16 protein-coding genes are annotated in these 19,870 nt (G+C 57.3%); 10 read left to right on the top strand and 6 right to left on the bottom strand.

Annotation, left to right across the window (positions count from 1 at the left end):
- Window positions 1-92 precede the first annotated feature (92 nt).
- The gene (locus F3I15_RS11590; RefSeq protein WP_150018013.1) at window positions 93-1,415 is read left to right on the top strand and encodes an MFS transporter; all 1,323 of its coding nucleotides are present in this window, start codon (window positions 93-95) and stop codon (window positions 1,413-1,415) included.
- A gap of 40 nt (window positions 1,416-1,455) precedes the next feature.
- On the opposite strand, the gene F3I15_RS11585 is transcribed toward F3I15_RS11590, so the two are convergent.
- The 5 genes from F3I15_RS11585 to F3I15_RS11565 are packed head-to-tail and all read right to left on the bottom strand — an operon-like array spanning window position 1,456 to window position 6,654.
- Window positions 1,456-2,418, bottom strand: a complete 963-nt coding sequence (locus F3I15_RS11585) for a spore coat U domain-containing protein (protein ID WP_150018012.1) — start codon at window positions 2,416-2,418, stop codon at window positions 1,456-1,458.
- Window positions 2,411-4,843 carry a fimbria/pilus outer membrane usher protein gene (locus F3I15_RS11580; protein WP_150018011.1) on the bottom strand — a complete coding sequence of 811 codons (2,433 nt, stop codon included), beginning with the start codon at window positions 4,841-4,843 and terminating at the stop codon, window positions 2,411-2,413. The genes F3I15_RS11585 and F3I15_RS11580 overlap by 8 nt, the downstream gene beginning before the upstream one ends.
- On the bottom strand, window positions 4,843-5,532 hold the full coding sequence (locus F3I15_RS11575; RefSeq protein ID WP_150018010.1) for a molecular chaperone: 690 nt from the start codon (window positions 5,530-5,532) through the stop codon (window positions 4,843-4,845). The genes F3I15_RS11580 and F3I15_RS11575 overlap by 1 nt, the downstream gene beginning before the upstream one ends.
- Window positions 5,533-5,554: 22 nt before the next feature.
- On the bottom strand, window positions 5,555-6,055 hold the full coding sequence (locus tag F3I15_RS11570) for a spore coat U domain-containing protein (protein ID WP_370513343.1): 501 nt from the start codon (window positions 6,053-6,055) through the stop codon (window positions 5,555-5,557).
- A 29-nt stretch (window positions 6,056-6,084) separates the two neighbouring features.
- The gene (locus F3I15_RS11565) at window positions 6,085-6,654 is read right to left on the bottom strand and encodes a spore coat protein U domain-containing protein (RefSeq protein ID WP_150018009.1); all 570 of its coding nucleotides are present in this window, start codon (window positions 6,652-6,654) and stop codon (window positions 6,085-6,087) included.
- A gap of 404 nt (window positions 6,655-7,058) precedes the next feature.
- On the opposite strand from F3I15_RS11565, the gene F3I15_RS11560 reads away from it, so the two are divergent.
- The 3 genes from F3I15_RS11560 (at window position 7,059) to F3I15_RS11550 (ending at window position 13,052) form a co-directional block, all read left to right on the top strand.
- Window positions 7,059-9,146 (top strand): bifunctional diguanylate cyclase/phosphodiesterase, encoded by a 2,088-nt coding sequence (locus tag F3I15_RS11560; protein ID WP_150018008.1) that lies wholly within the window; start codon window positions 7,059-7,061, stop codon window positions 9,144-9,146.
- A 181-nt stretch (window positions 9,147-9,327) separates the two neighbouring features.
- Complete coding sequence (locus tag F3I15_RS11555) at window positions 9,328-9,930, top strand: hypothetical protein (protein WP_150018007.1); 603 nt, start codon at window positions 9,328-9,330, stop codon at window positions 9,928-9,930.
- Window positions 9,931-10,208: 278 nt separating this feature from the next.
- Window positions 10,209-13,052 (top strand): bifunctional diguanylate cyclase/phosphodiesterase, encoded by a 2,844-nt coding sequence (locus F3I15_RS11550; protein ID WP_150018006.1) that lies wholly within the window; start codon window positions 10,209-10,211, stop codon window positions 13,050-13,052.
- Between the two features lie 138 nt (window positions 13,053-13,190).
- Here the strand turns inward: F3I15_RS11550 and ftnA are convergent, their stop codons facing one another.
- Window positions 13,191-13,697 (bottom strand): non-heme ferritin, encoded by a 507-nt coding sequence (gene ftnA, locus F3I15_RS11545; RefSeq protein WP_039380152.1) that lies wholly within the window; start codon window positions 13,695-13,697, stop codon window positions 13,191-13,193.
- Between the two features lie 429 nt (window positions 13,698-14,126).
- On the opposite strand from ftnA, the gene prfC reads away from it, so the two are divergent.
- From prfC to deoC, 6 genes are all read left to right on the top strand, one after another.
- Window positions 14,127-15,716: a peptide chain release factor 3 gene (gene prfC, locus F3I15_RS11540; RefSeq protein ID WP_150018005.1), complete on the top strand. Its 1,590-nt coding sequence runs from the start codon at window positions 14,127-14,129 to the stop codon at window positions 15,714-15,716.
- Window positions 15,717-15,973: 257 nt separating this feature from the next.
- On the top strand, window positions 15,974-16,561 hold the full coding sequence (osmY, locus tag F3I15_RS11535) for a molecular chaperone OsmY (protein ID WP_065648196.1): 588 nt from the start codon (window positions 15,974-15,976) through the stop codon (window positions 16,559-16,561).
- A 96-nt stretch (window positions 16,562-16,657) separates the two neighbouring features.
- Window positions 16,658-16,819: a DUF1328 domain-containing protein gene (locus F3I15_RS11530; RefSeq protein ID WP_065648197.1), complete on the top strand. Its 162-nt coding sequence runs from the start codon at window positions 16,658-16,660 to the stop codon at window positions 16,817-16,819.
- 170 nt (window positions 16,820-16,989) lie between these two features.
- On the top strand, window positions 16,990-18,042 hold the full coding sequence (locus tag F3I15_RS11525; RefSeq protein WP_150018004.1) for a patatin family protein: 1,053 nt from the start codon (window positions 16,990-16,992) through the stop codon (window positions 18,040-18,042).
- On the top strand, window positions 18,039-18,842 hold the full coding sequence (locus F3I15_RS11520; protein WP_150018003.1) for a TatD family hydrolase: 804 nt from the start codon (window positions 18,039-18,041) through the stop codon (window positions 18,840-18,842). Before F3I15_RS11525 ends, F3I15_RS11520 begins: the two co-directional genes overlap by 4 nt.
- 220 nt (window positions 18,843-19,062) lie before the next feature.
- Window positions 19,063-19,842 (top strand): deoxyribose-phosphate aldolase, encoded by a 780-nt coding sequence (gene deoC / locus F3I15_RS11515; RefSeq protein WP_150018002.1) that lies wholly within the window; start codon window positions 19,063-19,065, stop codon window positions 19,840-19,842.
- The last annotated feature ends 28 nt before the right edge of the window (window positions 19,843-19,870 follow it).

Raw genomic sequence — 19,870 nt, 5'->3', positions numbered from 1 at the left:
TTTGTCAGTCTTTGTAAAGCACAATGGTGATTCAGATCACATTCATTCCCGGCTGAGCAGGCTACAACGGGTAAAAAACCAAGAAGGACAGTATGAGCAGCCAGCTATCTCTGCAAAAACCTGCGCGCAGCGGGGCGAAAACCATCTTTAGCGTTACCAGCGGTAACTTCCTCGAGATGTATGATTTTATGGTCTTTGGCTACTACGCCACCGCCATCGCGAAAACCTTTTTTCCCGGCGACGATCCCTTTGCTTCGCTGATGCTGACGCTGATGACCTTTGGGGCCGGATTTCTTATGCGTCCGCTGGGTGCCATTGTGCTGGGTGCCTATATCGACCATCACGGCCGGCGCAAAGGCCTGCTGCTGACGCTGGGGCTGATGGCGATGGGTACGCTGACCATTGCGCTGGTGCCGGGGTACGCCACGCTTGGCGCCGCGGCACCGATTTTGATTCTGCTCGGACGCCTGCTGCAGGGTTTCTCCGCAGGGGTAGAACTCGGCGGCGTCTCGGTCTATCTCGCAGAAGCTGCGCCCGAAGGGCGTAAAGGATTCTGGGTCAGCTGGCAGTCGGGCAGTCAGCAGGTGGCGGTAATTTTCGCCGCGCTGCTGGGACTGGGGCTGAATCATTTGCTGGCGAAAGAGGCCGTTACCGAATGGGGCTGGCGTATTCCGTTTGTGGTGGGCTGTATGATTGTGCCGTTCCTGTTCTGGATCCGCCGCATGCTGGAAGAGACGGAGGCGTTCAGCCAGCGTAAAACGCATCCCTCCATGCGCCAGATTGTGCGGTCAGTCGGACAGAACTGGGCGCTGGTGCTGGCGGGCATGCTGATGGTGGTCACCACCACCGTTATGTTCTACATGATCACCGCTTTCACGCCGACTTTTGGCAAAACGGTGCTGATGATGAGCGATAAACAGAGCTTTCTGGTAACGCTGTTTGTCGGGATATCCAACCTGTTCTGGCTGCCGGTTATGGGGTCACTTTCCGATCGGGTCGGGCGGCGGCCGCTGCTGATTATCTTTACCGTGCTGATGATCCTGACGGCGTGGCCGGTGCTGCACTGGCTCACCGGCTCCGCGAGCTTTGCGCATCTGGTCGAAGCGGAGCTGTGGCTCTCTTTTCTCTATGCCAGCTATAACGGTGCCATGGTAGTTTACCTGGCGGAGATTATGCCGGCAGAGGTGCGCGCATCCGGCTTTTCCCTGGCCTACAGCCTGGCGACCGCACTGTTTGGCGGCTTTACGCCAGCTATCTCCAGCTACCTTATTCATGCCACTGGCGATAAAGCGATGCCCGGCGTCTGGCTCTCATTTGCTGCCGTCTGCGGACTGGCAGGCACGCTGCTGATTGGCCGGATGGTGAGACAGTATCAGCAGCGCCATGCGGTAACGCCCGCCAGCGCCTCACTCTGATGCTTTTCCGGCCGCGCTCTGCGGCCGGCTCTTATCCCTGCTAAAACGCCACGTCCACCACCACGTTATCCGTGTAGTTTCCGGCTGCAGGCGTCGCCTGCGTCGTCAGTATCCGGGCCGTGTAGGTAAAGTTGCGCGTTACCGTATCGGGATTCAGCGAGGTTGACGTTGCGCTGCTCCAGCGATCGCTGCCGGAGGGGCCCCAGCGCGAGGTGGTGGCCGCGTCTTTATAAATGTCATAGGCCAGCCGGCTGGCGCCGTTTGCCATCTGCCGCGCGGTGCCGCTGAAATTATTGCCGTTGCTCAGCCCGACGCTATAGGTGCTCCCTTTAGAACAGACCACGCTGATGGTCTGCTGGACGGCAGAGAAGCTGCCCGCCAGCGGGGCGCTGCCAAAGTTGAGGTTCGGGGCGGTAATGGTGGTGCAGTCGTTGGTGACCACCAGCGTCACGGTCAGCGGCAGGGCGGTGCCGCTGCTGGTTTGCACGGTTCCCAGACAGATACCGGCCACGCCAGCGCTGGTACAGACGCTGTAGCTGACCGTCAGCGTCAGGGTGGTGGTGTATGTGCCTGCCGCAATCACCTGGCCTGGCACGGTGCGGAAATAGAGCGGGATAGTAAAGTTGAGGCTGTTGCCCAGCGCCAGCAGCGCCGAGGCGTTCCAGCGGTAGCTGTTGCCCTGACGCAGCTCGGTGGCGCAGGCGCTATCGATACAGAGCTGAATCGGGACGTTGTCGTTGCCACCGGCGCTCGCTTTCAGCGTGGCGCGGGTCCCGTTCAGGTAGCTGGCAGCGGTAAACGCATAGGCAATATAGTCGTTGCCCAGCAGATTAAGCGTGGCGGAGCCGCAGTTGACATTTGTATTGGCGGAGGTGGGGATAACCTGGGATTGCACAGAAAAGGTGGTCTGGCTGCCAAAGCTGGCCGGCGAAGCGGAGAGCGGGCAGAGCGCATAGCTGGCGCCAGGCAGCAGCAGTGCCAGCATCAATAGTAACTTAATCATGTTGTACTCCTGCTGAGGGTGTCTGCGCCAGCGCACCGGCGCCGGGCTGCGGGAGAGGTAGCGCGCAGACCAGCGGGCCATAGGTTTTCAGCGCTTCTGGTTCGCCGCGCGCGACGCTAAACGTGGTTTCGCACTGGCGGCCATCGGGCGTGATAACCTGCAGCGTATTACGCGCCTGCAAATTCTCCAGCCAGACGATGCCGTCCCAGCCCACATAACTGTTCTCTTTACCAGCGCGCAGCACCTGACTGGCAAGCGGCAGCGGCTGACCGCGCGTGTCCTGCAAAATAACGCTGGCAGCGCGCAGCGGCTCAATCGGGAAGTCGAGCAGAAAACCGCTTTTACGCTTCACGGCAATGCGCTGCTCCACCCGGGACGCGGCGACACTGGCAGGCAGATCCAGCGTATCGATATCATATTTTGCGCCGTAGTAGCTGCTGACCGCCGGCACCAGCAGATAGCCCTGGCCGTCAGTTTTCCCCATCGCCTGGTTCTCATAGCGCACCGTAACGCCGGGATAGCGGGTCTTCACCAGCACAAAGGCGTCGTTGATATCGTTAGCAGCAAAGAGGCGGTTATCCATCAGCACCAGCGCGCCGGAGAGATCTGCCCATTGGGTTGTATTGTCATCGTCGCCCCAGAATCCGGCTGATGTATCGATCCGGTTGTTGCGATAGCGCAGGCTGCCCTGACGATAATCGCCGCTGTCGCCCCCCTGACGTGCCCAGGAGGCGTCCCAGGCAATGCCACCCTCGGTAGGCATTGCCCGCGAGGCATACAGCCGCTGGTTACTGCGCCCCTGGCGATCGCGCTCCACGCTGACAGACGCACTGCTCTGTTCGCCAAACGGGATCACCAGGGAAATCGCCCCGTCCCAGCTGCCGAGATCGCGATCGCGGCTGGCTGAAATATAGAGGCTGCTGTTGCCCCACAGGTTTTTGCTCCAGGTCAGGTTCCACAGACGCGTGCGCTCACCGTAGCCGCCGCTGATATCGAGATAAGCGAGCCCCAGGCTGCCGTAGTCGCTGAGCGACAGGCTGGCCGTATATTGTGCGCTACGACGCGCGAGTGAATAGCGGCTGTCGGCGCTTTCACTGCGGCTGCCGATCAGCGCCAGATTACTGAACATGGTATCGCGCAGAATGTGCTGGGTGCCAAGGCTGAACCAGCTGTTGTTGTACTGATATCCCCAGCTGTACTGCATGCCGCTCTGACCCTGCGCGTCGCTCTGCGCCACCGCCGCGTTGATGACGCCCAGACTTCCCGCTTTCAGCAGGCCGCCCGCACCGCCCATGACAACCTCATTACTGCCCTCGGCGTGCGACTCCAGCGTCAGCCAGTCGCTGATACCGTAGCGATAGGAGCCACTGGCAGCGGCGGCGCCGTAGTCGGCACTCTTCACACCGTAATTTTGCCGGACAGCGCCGGCAGAGAAGGCGTAATCAGCCAGGCCGCTTTTTAACAGGCTGGCCGACACGTAAAAGGGCAGCGTGGTGGTGACCTGACGCCCCAGCGCATCGGTGGTGGTGATCACCGCATCCCCGGCACCATTGACAAAGGGGATGTTGGTCAGCGACCACGGTCCGGGCTGCACCGCCGTTTGCGCACTGCGATAGCCGTTGATAAACAGATCGACCGAGGAGGGCACCGCCGCCTGGCCGCTAAAGGTGGGCAGCGGCCAGGTTACTAAATCGGGACGTACGCTGAAATCACGCGCTATCTGAACCCCGCCCAGCCGCACGCTGTTGCTCCAGCTCAGGGCGTCAGTGATAAGGTCGCCCACCCGCCAGCTGAGCACGGCATCTTCATTCTCATTGCTGAACCAGGTGTCATAACGCAGATACCCCTCCTGCTGACCGCTGAACGATCCATTCAGCTGCTGCGTATAGACGCCGTTAGAGGAGAACTGTCCTGCCGGGCCGAACAGCCGTAACTCATTCCACGAGGAGAGGCGTGAGCCGGCCCGATCGGTGTGGGTCAGATAAACGTCGTAATTCAGCAGCGCGCCGTTGCTGGCGCGCGCCGGAAAGCGGGGACGTTGCTCAGCCTGCCCGAGCCGCTGCGCCGGCAGCCAGGCTGGCGGCACCGTCAGCAGCAGCCGCTGCCGGGTCTCATCATAGGTAACATCCGCGCCGGGTAGCTGCCGGAGATCAACCCGCTCATCCGGCAGCTTTTCCGCCGCTATCCCCGCCTGCAGCAGATCGCTGCGGCGCAGCCAGAAATGATCCTGCTGATGTTCAACGGCAACGATATCGCCGCGCGCGCGCTGATTAATAATTAACTCCAGCATCAGCTGCTGTCCCTGTGCGCTGCTCTCCAGCGCGGGCGGAGGCGGCAGACCAGACCAGCTCTCCGCACGCCCGGACGCAGGCAGGATCATCAGTACGCTGCCCAGCAGCAGATAACGCGAGGGCGCAGGCGTCATTAGCGTGCGGCAGTGCTGCGCCAGGCGCGGTTATTGACATCGGCTGCCAGCTCTCCGCGCAGAGGCTGGCTGACCGGCCAGCGCTGGCTGCTGTGTGCCAGCACATAGCCGAACAGGCCGTTGCCCAGGGCGGTTCCGCCGGCGCGGACATTGCTCAGGCGCGCATGGCCGCTGCCGCTGTTGGTCAGCTCCAGCCAGCGCCTGCCGCCGCTGCTGACTTCGCGCCAGCTCAGTACCGCTTTCGCGCTGTCGCGCGTCAGGCCGCTGCCGTAGACAAACAGCGGAACGGAATAGCGCATCTGAAAGTTAAGCCCGGCCTGATTGTCACCAGGCTTACGCGGTGACGGGATCTCATCGAGTACCACGCGATAGGCGCTCTCCTCACCGGCAGGTGGCGGCGTCTGTTTGATCAGGCGCACCAGCTGTTTTTGCCCCGGCTCCAGCCGCACCATAGGCGGACTGGCGGCGACCTGCTGCTGCGTCTGATACTGCTCCTGCCCCTCGCGCTGCTGCCAGGCAAAGATGCGTACCTGCATAATGGTGCTGCTACTGCCGCGGTTCTCCAGCCAGAGCTCGCTGGCTCTATCTTCAGAAGCTATGGCAGGGTCAATGGGCCAGATCATCAGCGAGTTAGCAGCCCGCACTGAGGGAACGATTAATAACAAAAGCAGCGCGCACAGGTTTCTCATGGTTCATCCTTTTTTTTCAGCGTCACCAGCTCAGGGTGACGGTCAGCGTGTCGGTATAGGTTCCGGCTCGCGCTGCGCCAGGCAGCGTCAGCTGACCATAAACAGGCAGCGTAATCGTATTCGCATTGCTATAGTTCAGCGCTATAGCGCTGTTGATGGGTATAGGCACAGTCAGCGCAGCATTGCTGAAGAGCCGGTAGGCAATGGTATTGCTGCTGCTGGTATGTTTGAGATTGCGGAGAGAGGTGTAGTTAGCGCCGCCGTTAATACTCATGCTGACGGCGGTGCCTGGCGTGCAGGCCAGATTCAGCGTCGTGCTCTGCAGATAGCTTGCGCTGAGGTTTCCCGTGGCCACGCCGGACTGCGTGCCAAAATTAAGCGTACCAAACACGCCTGTGTTGCTGCCCGACACCACGCAACCCGCCACGATGGACGCAGCGACCTGAAAGTTTGCCGTGGGCAGCGCGTGTGCCGGCAGGCAGGCGAACGGCGCAATCAGCCCCGCCGCCCGCCAGAGATCCACGGATAGTCTCACTGCGTGTACACCCGTGCTCAGTAATTCACCGCCACGTTTATGGTGTCAGTATAAGTACCCGCCGGAATCAGCGGATTGAAGCCGCCGCCGACGACCCGACCATAAATGGCATAGTTGGTGCCCAGCGTCGGATCGGTGGTGCCGCTGGCGGCAATGTTGGTATTGTTCGCTATCGCGGTAGTAAAGGCGGCGTCGCTGTAAAGGGTATAGGCGATGCCCTGCGTATTATCCGAGCCCAGAATGAGATAGCGCGGCTGGCCGCTGACGGTGCCGTACACCGTGCCCGGCGCGCCGTTGCTGCTGGTGACCTGTACATTAAAGGTCTGTCCGGTTGTGCAGCGCACATAGATACCGCTGCCGGCTGCGCCTACCAGCGTGGCATTCAGCGTATCAAAGGTGGCTGCGCTGCTGCCAAAATTCAGGGTACCGAAATTGACGCCGGTGGTGGCTGACTGACCGTTGACCAGACAACCGGTTGTCAGCGTGAGCGTGGCGTTAATCGCCCCGGTGGTGGTGGCTGCCAGGGCCGTTACGGATGTCAATCCTGTGTACAGGCCTGCGGCCATAAGAAAAAGCTTGATTTTCATAATCATTCCTTACTGATTATCCGGAGTCGATGCTTTTCCACCTGGCCTGTTAATAAAAAACGAACCCGTAAAGTGCCATTGGCAAAGAGAATTAAGACGATATCTGTCGCTGGCCTCATATGAGTATTGAGGTTGCTTTATGATTTACATTAGTTTTGTTTACTATAGTTCAGAGCGGTAGTACGTCTAATAGCTGATACACATTTTTTACTCATTATTTTTGCTGCCAGGCCGATAATGCAGTCATAACAGTGGCTGGCCCATGCTGCCAGCCTGCTGTCGTCTGGCGCGAAAAAAGAGCTGGATTTCTGCCTCGTTCAGGAAGGGCGATAGCGGTTTACAAGCTGCAGGGATGCTGTTTGCACGATTTTATAGCTGGAAACAGCGTTAATCCGGACTTCCCTATGCTGGTAACGTCATACGACTCATTTACGGTTATCGTTTCAATTGTTGTCGCCATGCTCGCCTCCTTTACTGCGCTGGATATGGCAGGCCGGGTCGCCTCCTCGTCAGGTCGCGTCGCGCTTATCTGGCTGCTGGGTGGCGGTTTTGCCATGGGCGTAGGAATCTGGGCGATGCATTTCATTGGCATGCTCTCCATGAATCTCGATATGGAGATGAGCTACGATCCCGTGCTCACTGCGGCATCCATGCTGGTCGCTATTCTCGCCTCGATTTTCGCCCTGCGGCTGGTCTGCATGGGGGAGCTGCCCTGGCAGCGACTGGCTGGCGGGGCGCTGGTTCTGGGATCGGGCGTGGTGGCCATGCACTATACCGGCATGGCGGCGCTGATGTTTCTGCCGGGTATTATCTGGAACCGGGGCTGGATCGCCGTTTCAGTGCTGATTGCACTGCTCGCATCAGGAGCGGCGCTCTGGCTGGCCTTTCACCTGCGTCATAGCTATGGCCGGGTGACGCTGTTGCGTTTTGGCGCCTCGGTTGTCATGGGGTGCGCCATTGCCGGCATGCACTATACCGGTATGGCGGCGGCCGGATTTCCGGCGAGCAGCCACGTCACACATCACGGGGTGAACAGCGACTGGCTGGCGATGATTGTCACCGTGGTGACGCTGGCGATACTCGGCATTACGCTACTGGTCTCTATGCTGGATGCGCGTATGCAGGCGCGCACGTCAATTCTGGCGCGCTCGCTGGCAGAGGCGAACCGTGAACTGGCGCAGCTGGCGCTGCATGACAACCTGACCCGGCTGCCCAATCGCATTTTGCTGGAAGATCGGCTCGATCAGGCGATCAACAAAGCTAATCGCGAGAAGTCGCAGTTTGCACTGATGTTTATGGATCTCGATGGCTTTAAAGCGGTTAACGACGCGTTCGGGCATCATATCGGGGATAAACTGCTGGTGAGCGTGACGGAACGTATGATGGGCCAGATGCAGGGGCACTATACGCTGGCGCGGATGGGCGGAGATGAGTTTGTGCTGCTGCTGGAGATTGACGATCCCAACGACGCCGCCTCAGTGGCCGATACGCTGGTGAAGGCCGCTGACCGGCCGTTTGCCATATCGCGTTATGAGCTGATGGTCTCTTTAAGTCTCGGGATTGCCGTCTATCCCGGCGACGGCAGAGATGAGCGTGAGCTGATGTTTAACGCCGATGCCGCGATGTACCACACCAAACACAATGGCCGCAACGGCTACACCTTTTTTCAGCCCTCAATGAATATTCTGGCGCAGTCGCAGCTGCAGCTGAATAACGATTTGTGGCAGGCGCTGGATAACCATGAACTGCGGCTGTTTTACCAGCCGAAGTATTGTGCCCCCGGCGGGCCGATTCTGGGGTTTGAAGCGCTGCTGCGCTGGCAGCATCCACAGCGCGGGCTGCTTATGCCTGACGTCTTCCTGCCGGGTGCAGAAAAAACCGGTTTGATCATAAATATAGGGAACTGGGTGATCAACGAGGCGTGCCGCCAGCTGCACTGCTGGCATCAGGAGGGGCATACCGCCTGGTCAGTTGCAGTAAACCTCTCTGCGCTGCAGTTTGAGCAGTCCGGGCTGATTACCACCGTGACGCAGGCGCTGAAAACGCATCAGATCCCGGCAGAGCAGCTGACGCTGGAGGTAACCGAAACCACGGCGATGCGCGATCCGGAAGAGAGCGTACGTATCCTGACTGAACTCACCAGCATGGGGGTAAAGGCGTCGATTGATGACTTCGGAACCGGCTACTCCAGCCTGCTCTATCTGAAGCGGCTGCCCGCCAGTGAACTGAAGATCGACCGCGCGTTTGTGAATGAGCTGCAGGCAGATTCTGAGGATGCCACTATCGTTTCCGCTATTGTCGCGCTGGCGCAGTCGCTGGATCTGAAAGTGGTCGCGGAAGGGGTGGAGACGCCCGATCAGCAGGCTTTTCTGACCAGCCTCGGCTGCGACACGCTGCAGGGATATCTGCTCGGCAGGCCGCTGCCTCCGGAGCGCGTAAATGAGCTGCCCGATTTTGTCAGCAGCCAGTGCGATCTGGATAAAACCGCCTGATTGCGCGTCCGTAACCTCTTTGCCTGACCGCGATCGCCGTCACAAACCGGCAGCGCCGGAAAATAAAATTTGGCTTAAGTCACTAAGTAACTCATTAACAGGGATTTTTTAAGATATTGCCACATTGCATTGCCGCCTGAAATTGCCACAATTAATTAACATTATTTGTCGGAGCACGTTCATGGCGTCCTGTTCTTCCAGCCTGCTGTTATCGATGTCGTTTGCTGCCGGCACCTTTTCAGCAGGCGCCTCCTTTAACCCGCAGCATCTGCGGCTCTCTCACGCCAGCGGCGGCGTGCCAAACAGCCCGCTGCCGCTGATTATCTGGCCGCGTGTGGTGCCGGATGACACGGAAGATAGCGCACGCTGGTTTGAAACGACCTTTACCGCCAGCGGCTGGCCTGCCGCATGGCGCGCGCCGGTATTCCCTTATACCCACTATCATCCGAATACGCATGAGGTGCTGGGCGTCGGGGCGGGCTGGGCTGAGATCCTGCTGGGCGGCGACAGCGGGCGCATGGTGGTGCTGCGTGAAGGTGATGCCGTGCTGATCCCGGCAGGCGTCGGGCATAAACAGGTTTACGCGTCAGACAATTTTTTCATGGTGGGCGCTTATCCGGAAGGAATGACGCCCGAGACGGTACGCGATGAACCCTCGCGGCTGCGTGCAGCCAGAGAACAGATTCAGCGCGTTCCTCTGCCCCCGCGCGACCCGCTTACCGGTGGCAAAGGGATGATGACCGACCTGTGGCTGCCGGTTATGCAGCAGCTGGCAGCCCGATAGGCCAGCAACAGCGCCTCGCCTCTCTGCCCATACCGGCGCTCTCCGGTATGCGGCTTCCCTGCATGCTCTTCCCCGACTGACCTGCCATAAATAGCAGGTAGCCCCGGGGAATGATGCATTTCTCTGAACGTTTTCTCGCCACTGCCGATAACACTCCTGCCAGATGTTGTCTGAAATCGATTAGCGCTTGTCAGCGCTGCACTTTTGCGTTTAAGTCTGAAATAATTAAGAATATTCTGAAAGGCCGATGCTGTATCAGGCCGGAACAGGCACAAAATATGAACAATAACTCTGATGTAATGTATCGGCTGCTGGTGCAGAGCGTCGTAGATTACGCCATTTACATGCTCAAACCTGACGGTACCGTTGCTAACTGGAATCCTGGTGCGCAGCGCGCCAAAGGGTATGCGCCAGATGAGATCGTTGGTAAAAATTTTGCGCTGTTTTACAGCGAAGAGGATCGCAAAAACGGCGCGCCGCAGCGCGGTCTCTCCGTTGCCGCCGCAACCGGTAAGTTTGAAACCGAAGGCTGGCGCTATCGCAAAGATGGCAGCGCGTTCTGGGCTCACGTCGTAATTGACGCTATCCGGGATGAGCAGGGCGAGCTGCTGGGTTTTGCCAAAATCACCCGCGACTGTACCCAGCAGCAGGCGCATCAGCGCAGGCAGCGTGAACAGGAGCAGCGCTTTCGTTTACTGGTAGAGGGCGTAACCGACTATGCGATTTACATGCTGGATCTGGAGGGCAACGTTGAGAACTGGAATGCCGGGGCTCAGCGAACAAAAGGTTACGTGGCAGAGGAAATTGTCGGACAGCACTTCTCCCGCTTTTACAGCGCGCAGGATCGTCTCAACCATATACCGGAAAAAAATCTTACAACCGCATTTAAAACCGGACGGTTTGAAGATGAGGGTTGGCGCTATCGTAAAGATGGGTCCGCTTTCTGGGCGCACGTTATCATCGACGCGATTCGCGACGACGCCGGCAAACTGATTGGTTACGCAAAAATTACCCGCGACTGCACTGAACAGCAGGCGCTGCTGCGCCAGCAGCGCGAACATGAAAAAACGTTTCGGCTGCTGGTGGAAGGCGTCACCGATTACGCTATCTACATGCTGGACCTGAAGGGGCGAGTCGTTAACTGGAACGCCGGGGCGCAGCGCGCTAAAGGATATCGCGCAGATGAGATTGTGGGGCAGCACTTCTCACTCTTTTACAGCGCGCAGGATCGCCAGCGCCATCTGCCGGATGCAAACCTCGGCATTGCGCTAAAAACCGGGCGGTTTGAAGATGAGGGGTGGCGCTACCGGAAGGATGGATCGGCTTTCTGGGCGCACGTGGTAATTGACGCGATTCATGATGAGAGTGGACACCTGATCGGGTTTGCCAAAATCACGCGCGATGTGACGGAGCGGCGTGAACATGAACAGCAGCTTCTGCGCGCGCGCGATCTGGCGCAGGCGCAGAGCAGCAGAATGTCGGAGCTGTCGACCTTTCTCGACACCATCATCAGCAACATCCCCTCCTGCGTGATCGTGGAGGATGCCATCAGCCGCGAAATTCTGATGGTGAACGCCAAGGCTGAGCAGCTGTTTGGGCTGAGCCGATCGCTGCTCATGCATAAGCGTCCGCATGAGTGCATGTCTGCCGAACTGAGCGACTACTTTAATAGCCTGGCGGATATTGCGCTGCGCAGTGAAGGCATTCACACCCGCGAGCAGCTGCTGCTGACCGCCAGCGGTGAGCGGGTACTGCATACGCGCGCCACCACCATCACCGGCAAAGATATGCGGCAAAATTATGTCATGCTGATCGTTGAAGATGTGACTGACCAGCGTGAAGCGGATGCGCGTATCCACCATATGGCGCATCACGACAACCTGACCAGCCTGCCTAACCGTATTCTGTTCCGGCAAAAACTCAGCGAAGCGCTGCGTAACGACACGGCCCAGAACCAGATCAGCGCCACGCTGTGTCTTGACCTCGATAATTTCAAAAACGTGAATGATGCGCTTGGCCACCAGATTGGTGATGATCTGCTGCGCGCGGTGGCTAAGCGGCTGCGCAGCGTACTGCGTGAGCGTGATACGCTGGCCCGCATCGGCGGCGACGAATTTGCTATTGTACTGCCCGATATCCATAACGCTGACGAAGCGGCCACGGTGGCGCGGCGCCTGATTGAGGCGATTCAGCCGCCCATGAATATCGAAGGGCATAATCTTACCGTAGGCCTGAGCGTGGGGATCGCCCTGACCACCCAGGCCGTCAACACGCCGGAACATATGCTGCGCTGCGCTGATATGGCGCTCTACGAGGCGAAGCGTAACGGCCGTAACCGCTATGAGCACTTTACGCCAGAAATGGATGACCAGGCGCGCAGCCGGCGCATCATTGAAAACGATCTGCGTGATGCGATTACCGGACGGCAGCTCAGACTTTACTATCAGCCCATTACCAGTCAGAGCGGTATTATTGGTTATGAAGCGCTGATGCGCTGGCACCATCCGGTCAAAGGCTTGATCATGCCGGTAGATTTCATCCCGATCGCTGAAGAGACCGGGCTGATTCATATGCTGGGTGCCTATGCGCTGTATGAGGCGTGCCGCGAAGCGCAGAGCTGGAACACCGAACAGTCCGTTTCGGTAAATCTCTCACCGCTGCAGTTTAAAAACAGCTCGCTGGTGTCGGTGGTAGAGGGGGCGCTGAAGGAGTCAGGCCTGGCACCGCATCGGCTGGAGATGGAGATTACGGAGTCGGTGCTGCTGGACGATACGCTGGGCAATATCCGGACGCTGCAGAACCTTAAAGCGCTCGGCGTACAGATTGCGCTGGATGATTTTGGCACCGGCTACTCTTCGCTGAGCTATCTGCGCTCATTCCCGTTCGATAAGATCAAAATCGATAAGTCTTTTATCAACGATATGGGCGACAGCCGCGAAGCGCTGGCGATCATCCGGGCAATAACCGGCATGAGCCGCAGCCTGGATATTCAGATCACGGCGGAAGGCGTGGAGAACAGCGAACAGTTTGCGAAACTGCGTGAAGAGGGCTGCACGCTGTTTCAGGGTTACCTGTTTGGCCGCCCGCAACCTTCAGAGCTGCGACTGAAAGCGCTGGAGTAAGATGTCGGCCATGGGTGGCAACGTGACAACGCACGGGGCGCATGTATGCGCTTCTGGCCGTCTGAGCGCACGATTCCAGCATAAAAAAACGCCCGGCAAAACCGGGCGCTGCTGCTTGCTGTATGTCATCTTTTTTTATTATTGACCGTGACCTTCCACGTTCATACGGCCCAGGTCCTTGTCCACCAGGAACAGACCTTCACCTTTGTTACCCACCAGCGCCAGTTTATCGAGCACGGTTTTAAACAATTTCTCTTCTTCATGCTGCTCTGCCACATACCACTGCAGGAAATTAAAGGTGGAGTAGTCCTGCGATGTCAGCGCGGTATGCACCAGCTCATTGATTTTCTGCGTGATCAGCTGCTCATGCTTCAGCGCTTCGCTCAGCACGTCGCTCAGAGAGTTCCAGCTGACAGCCGGTGCCGCGATGCTGCCCAGCACCGGCATGGAACCCGCGTCGCTGACGTAATCAAACAGGCGCTGCATATGCTCCATCTCTTCACGTGAATGCATTTTCAGGAAAGAGGCGGCCCCTTCAAATCCTTTATCGCTGCACCAGGCGCTCATCTGCAGATAGAGGTTGGCAGAGAAGAACTCCAGATTAAGCTGGTCGTTCAGGCGAGAGGTCATTTCAGCAGTTAGCATAGCTGCGTCCTTATTAAGCAGTCAGAAAAATTACGGCGAATTATGCAGCAATATCAGCGTTTATGTGAAGGTTTTTTTACACGAAACTTTAATTTATATCATTGAATATAAATGGAATTATTCAACATTCTGAATGCGACGAATTCTCATTGTTAACTGATTGCCATTTGGCTGCTATGACCGGATGCGAATGGAGCCGGAAGGGGCTACCTGCGCACTACAGTCGTGATTTCCCCGCCTGCTGAAATATTGTATGCTATGCCGCCTCAACGCTGACCGGATAACCGGAGCACCGCCAGCGCAGCCGCGAACCGCTGCTGTGCAGTGACGCCACGGCGTTGCCACTGGCACTGTTACCCACCGGACAGGTTCCGGAACGATTTATCTGCCGCGCGTTACAGACGCGCCGCCCTGAAGAAGAACGCACTCATGTCTAATGCTCCCTTTTTAGAAGAAGTGGCGCGCCGCCGTACCTTTGCGATTATCTCGCATCCGGACGCCGGTAAAACCACAATCACCGAAAAAGTCCTGCTGTTCGGACAGGCTATCCAGACTGCCGGTACTGTTAAAGGTCGCGGCTCCAGCCAGCATGCTAAATCAGACTGGATGGAAATGGAGAAGCAGCGTGGTATTTCAATCACCACCTCGGTGATGCAGTTTCCCTATCGTGAAAGCCTGGTCAACCTGCTGGATACGCCGGGGCATGAAGACTTCTCGGAAGATACCTATCGCACACTGACCGCCGTTGACTGCTGTCTGATGGTTATTGATGCCGCGAAAGGGGTTGAGGATCGTACCCGCAAGCTGATGGAAGTAACCCGTCTGCGCGATACGCCCATCATCACCTTTATGAACAAACTGGACCGCGATATCCGCGATCCGATGGAGCTGCTGGATGAGGTTGAGAGCGAGCTGAAGATCGCCTGCGCCCCCATTACCTGGCCAATCGGCTGCGGCAAGCTGTTTAAAGGGGTCTACCACCTTTATAAAGATGAAACCTACCTCTATCAGAGCGGTAAGGGCCATACCATTCAGGACGTGCGCGTTGTAAAAGGATTGAATAATCCCGATCTCGACGCGGCGGTGGGCGAAGAGCTGGCGCAGCAGCTGCGCGATGAGCTGGAGCTGGTGCAGGGCGCCTCACACGAATTTGAGCAGTCGCTGTTCCTGAACGGCGAGCTGACGCCGGTGTTCTTCGGCACTGCGCTGGGCAACTTTGGTGTCGATCATATGCTGGATGGCCTGGTCTCCTGGGCACCTGCGCCGATGCCGCGCAAAAGCGATACCCGTACTGTGGAAGCGCGTGAAGAGAAGTTCAGCGGTTTTGTCTTCAAGATTCAGGCGAATATGGATCCCAAACACCGCGACCGTGTTGCGTTCATGCGTGTGGTATCGGGTCGTTATGAAAAGGGCATGAAACTGCGTCAGGTGCGTACCGGCAAAGATGTGGTGATCTCCGATGCGCTGACCTTTATGGCAGGCGATCGTTCGCACGTTGAAGAGGCGTTCCCGGGCGATATCATCGGCCTGCATAACCACGGCACGATTCAGATTGGCGACACCTTTACCCAGGGTGAAGCGATGAAGTTCACCGGCATTCCGAACTTTGCGCCAGAGCTGTTCCGCCGCATCCGCCTGCGCGATCCGCTTAAGCAGAAGCAGCTGCTAAAAGGTCTGGTTCAGCTCTCTGAAGAGGGCGCCGTGCAGGTATTCCGTCCGGTGCATAACAACGATCTGATTGTTGGCGCCGTCGGCGTGCTGCAGTTTGATGTAGTTGTCGCCCGCCTTAAGAGCGAATATAACGTTGAAGCGATCTATGAAGCGATCAACGTCTCCACCGCCCGTTGGGTAGAGTGCAGCGACGCGAAGAAGTTTGACGACTTCCAGCGTAAAAATGAGGTCAATCTGGCGCTGGATGGGGGAGATAACCTCACCTATATCGCGCCGACAATGGTTAACCTGAATATTACGCAGGAGCGCTATCCTGACGTGGTTTTCCGCAAAACCCGCGAACACTGATCCCGCCTCGCTATCAGGACCAGTCATTACTGGTCCTGCTTTTTTTGTTACAGACTCCTCTTAATTACGCTGCCATTCTCACTTTCTGGCGAGATATCAACCACAAAAGCCAGCAAAAGCTGTAATCCCTACTATGATTATTCTGTCGGACGAAAAAACAGGCCTGCGAGTTTGGTTACGTCCATCAAGGCAACGGCGCCGTTGGCTGTTGTGCATTCGCGCTTGCGGGTGAATTAACTGATAGAAGGATCATATCGATGAATAAGACTAAGATTGCCAAGACCCTGATTGCTGCACTGGCCGGTACGGCGCTGTTAAGCGGTGCGGCATTTGCTGCTGATACCAGCTCGACGGGTTCCAAAATCGATAGTTCTATGAAAAAAGTCGATGGTTTTATGGATGACAGTGGCATTACAGCCAAAGCCAAAGCGGCGCTGGTTGATGATGACGCGATTAAAAGCACGGATATCTCCGTCAAAACGCAGCAGGGTGTGGTGACATTAAGCGGTTTTGTTGCCTCGCAGGATCAGGCTGAAAAGGCTGTTGCCCTGGTGCAGAAGGTTGAAGGAGTGAAATCCGTCAGTGACAAACTACACGTCAGAGACAATAAAGAAGGATCGCTGAAAGGTTATGCCGGTGATGCCGCCACAACCAGCGAAATTAAAGCTAAGCTGTTAGCAGACGACATTGTTCCATCGCGCAATGTGAAGGTGGAAACCACCGATGGCGTGGTTCAGCTGTCAGGAGAAGTTGCGAATCAGGCACAGTCTGAACGTGCTGAGAAGATCGCAAAAGCCATTGAAGGCGTGAAAAGCGTGAAGAATGACCTCAAGGTGAAATCTTAACGCAGCCGGAACGGCATCGCTCTGATGCTGTTCCGCAATAAAACAGTGAAGTGAAGAATAAGCAGTTCGATTTCTACTATGGTAAAGGAGAGGCTTATGTTTCGTTGGGGTATTATCTTTCTGGTCATTGCACTGATCGCGGCAGCCTTAGGATTCGGCGGTCTGGCAGGTACGGCAGCATGGGCAGCTAAAATTGTCTTTATTGTCGGTATTATTCTGTTTCTGGTTAGCCTGTTTACCGGGCGCAAAAAACTCTGACCAGACACATCTATGCAGTAACCCGCTATTGATGTAAAGCGGAGGCCAGTCATTGACGGCGCTGTCTGCCGTCGCAGCTGCCCGTGCAGTGGGTCAGGGAGTGACAATGACTGGTTCTCCGGGATGCCGCTCTGGCCTCCCTCAGAGCAGCAACTACTGAGGGTACGCCATTGGGTATACGCATTCCGGTCTCGCTCGGTTCGTTCGAACCACTGGCGCTTCAGCCATTTAAATCCCGCAAAATTGCACTCGTCTGTGAAGGTGGCGGCCAGCGCGGAATATTCACCGCAGGCGTACTGGATGCGTTCCAGCGTGCCGGCTTTAACCCTTTTCATCTGATGCTGGGCACTTCCGCCGGCGCGCAAAATCTTTCCGCCTTTGTCTGCGCTCAGCCGGGCTATGCCCGATGTGTGATTACCCGCTATACCACCAGCAAGCAGTTTTTCAATCCGCTGCGCTTTGTGCGCGGTGGCCACCTTATCGATCTCGACTGGCTGATTGACATTACCCGCAGTGAATTTCCCCTGGCGTTCAGCAGCGCGCAGAAACTGTTTGCCAGTGGCAGCGAATTTTATATGTGCGCCTGCCGCAGTGATGATTATCAGGCACACTATTTCAGGCCTGATGAGCTGACCTGGCATGACATCATCAAAGCGTCCAGTGCCATTCCTGGCTTTTATCGCAGCGGCGTGCTGATGGATGGCGTCAGCTATCTGGATGGCGGCATCAGCGACGCGATTCCGGTGCGCGAAGCCGCGCGGCGTGGCGCGGATACCGTTGTGGTGATCCGGACCACGCCTTCGCAGATGTTCTATACGCCGCAATGGTTTCAGCGGATGGAGCGCTGGCTGGGTGACGGTGCGCTGCAGCCGATGATCAATATCCTGCATCATCACGAAGCGAGCTATCGCGAGATCCAGCAGTTTATTGAACAGCCGCCGGGTAATCTGCGCATTGTGGAGATTTGCCCGCCTCGTCCTCTGGCCAGCATGGCGCTTGGCAGCCGCGTTGCCGCGCTGAACCACGATTATCATCTTGGCCGGCGCAGCGGACGCTACTTTCTGGCTACGCTGGGGCAGTGGTTAAGTGACGCAGAGCCGGCCCGCAGGCCGCTGCCGATTGCACCGCCTGCCGCCGCTGCCAATGCACCGCACACGCGACCGCTACACACGCCGCCGCTGGCGGGAAACGATGCTGCCTGGGATGAAGGATCGCTGGCATGAAATTTATCGACACGCACTGCCATTTTGATTTCCCGCCATTTGTTGATGATGCGGTCGCAAGCATTGCCCGCGCCGCCGCCGCCGGCGTTGAGCGCATTATTGTGCCCTCGACAGAAGCGAGCCGTTTTGCACGCGTCAGGCAGCTGGCAAAAGATTATACGGCGCTCTATGCGGCGCTGGGCCTGCATCCGATCAATATTGCCCGCCATCAGGACGATCATCTGGATCTGCTCGCGCAGCATCTGGCAGAGGCAGACAGCAACTGCGTAGCGATCGGTGAGATCGGACTGGATCTCTATATGAACGATCCCGATTTTGACAGGCAGACGCGGCTGCTGAACGCGCAGTTCACTCTGGCAAAACGTTTTGATCTGCCGGTGATCCTGCACTCCCGCCGCACCCACGATCAGCTGGCGATGCTGCTGCGACGACATAATCTGCCGCGGCGTGGCGTCGTGCACGGCTTTGCCGGCAGCCAGCAGCAGGCAGAGCGCTTTATCCAGCTTGGCTATGCTATCGGCGTGGGAGGCACCATTACCTATGAGCGCGCCAGCAAAACCCGCCATACCATTGCCAGCCTGCCGCTGGCGTCGCTGCTGCTGGAAACAGACGCTCCTGATATGCCGCTGCAGGGTTTTCAGGGAGAGCCCAACCGGCCTGAGCGGGCGCGTAATGTGTTTGAGGTGTTGTGCACGCTGCGTCCTGAACCGGCTGACGTGATTGCCGATGCGCTGTGGCAGAACAGCCTGCGTATATTTGCATTTCCTTCCCAGGCGCCGTCAGGCGATCTATCAGAGTGATACCATTCAGCCCGCGATTTTGTGATAATAATTACATCTGCATTGCGAGCCGCTTAGCCATCCATTCACGTTAAAAAGAGATCTGTTGCGTCTTTTCTATGTAATTTCGGGTAGCTATCTCTTTTTTATGTGATCGGATTCGCAATGGCAGTTCCCGACAATTGTTAAAATAATCACATTATCCGGCAGCTCGCTGCTGGCCTGACATCCGGAGCCTGTTATGACTGACCTTAATGCTGCCGCGCAGCGCGCGCTGCAACTGATGGATCTCACTACCCTGAATGACGATGACACTGATGAAAAAGTCATTGCGCTGTGTCATCAGGCCAAATCCCCCGCGGGCAATACCGCCGCTATCTGCATCTACCCGCGCTTTATCCCGATTGCACGTAAAACGCTGCGCGAACAGGGTACGCCTGAGGTGCGCATTGCGACCGTGACCAATTTTCCGCACGGTAATGCGGATATTGAGATCGCTCTGGCGGAAACGCGTGCCGCTATCGCTTACGGCGCTGACGAAGTGGATGTGGTATTTCCCTATCGCGCTCTGATGGCCGGCGACCGCGATACCGGCTTTGCGCTGGTCAAAGCGTGCAAAGAAGCGTGTGCGGCAGCGGGCGTGCTGTTGAAAGTAATTATTGAAACCGGCGAGCTGAAAGATGAGGCGCTGATCCGTACGGCATCAGAGATTGCGATTGATGCCGGCGCTGATTTTATTAAAACCTCAACCGGTAAAGTGCCGGTGAACGCCACGCCGGAAGTTGCCGCCATTATGCTGCAGGTTATTCGCGATAAAGGCGTGCAGCAGCAGGTTGGTTTTAAACCGGCCGGCGGCGTGCGCACCGCAGAAGATGCCGCTCTGTATCTGAAGCTGGCTGACGACACCCTCGGTGAAGGCTGGGCTGACGCCCGTCATTTCCGCTTTGGTGCCTCCAGCCTGCTGGCAAACCTGCTCAGCACGCTGGGCCACGCAACCAGCGGCAGCAAAACCGGTTACTGATAGCGGCCCGGGTTAAATCCCGTCGCGG

Source organism: Pantoea sp. M_9 (genome assembly GCF_008631385.1).
GTDB classification, from domain to species: domain Bacteria; phylum Pseudomonadota; class Gammaproteobacteria; order Enterobacterales; family Enterobacteriaceae; genus Pantoea; species Pantoea eucrina.
This window is presented reverse-complemented; position numbering and strand designations above follow the sequence as displayed.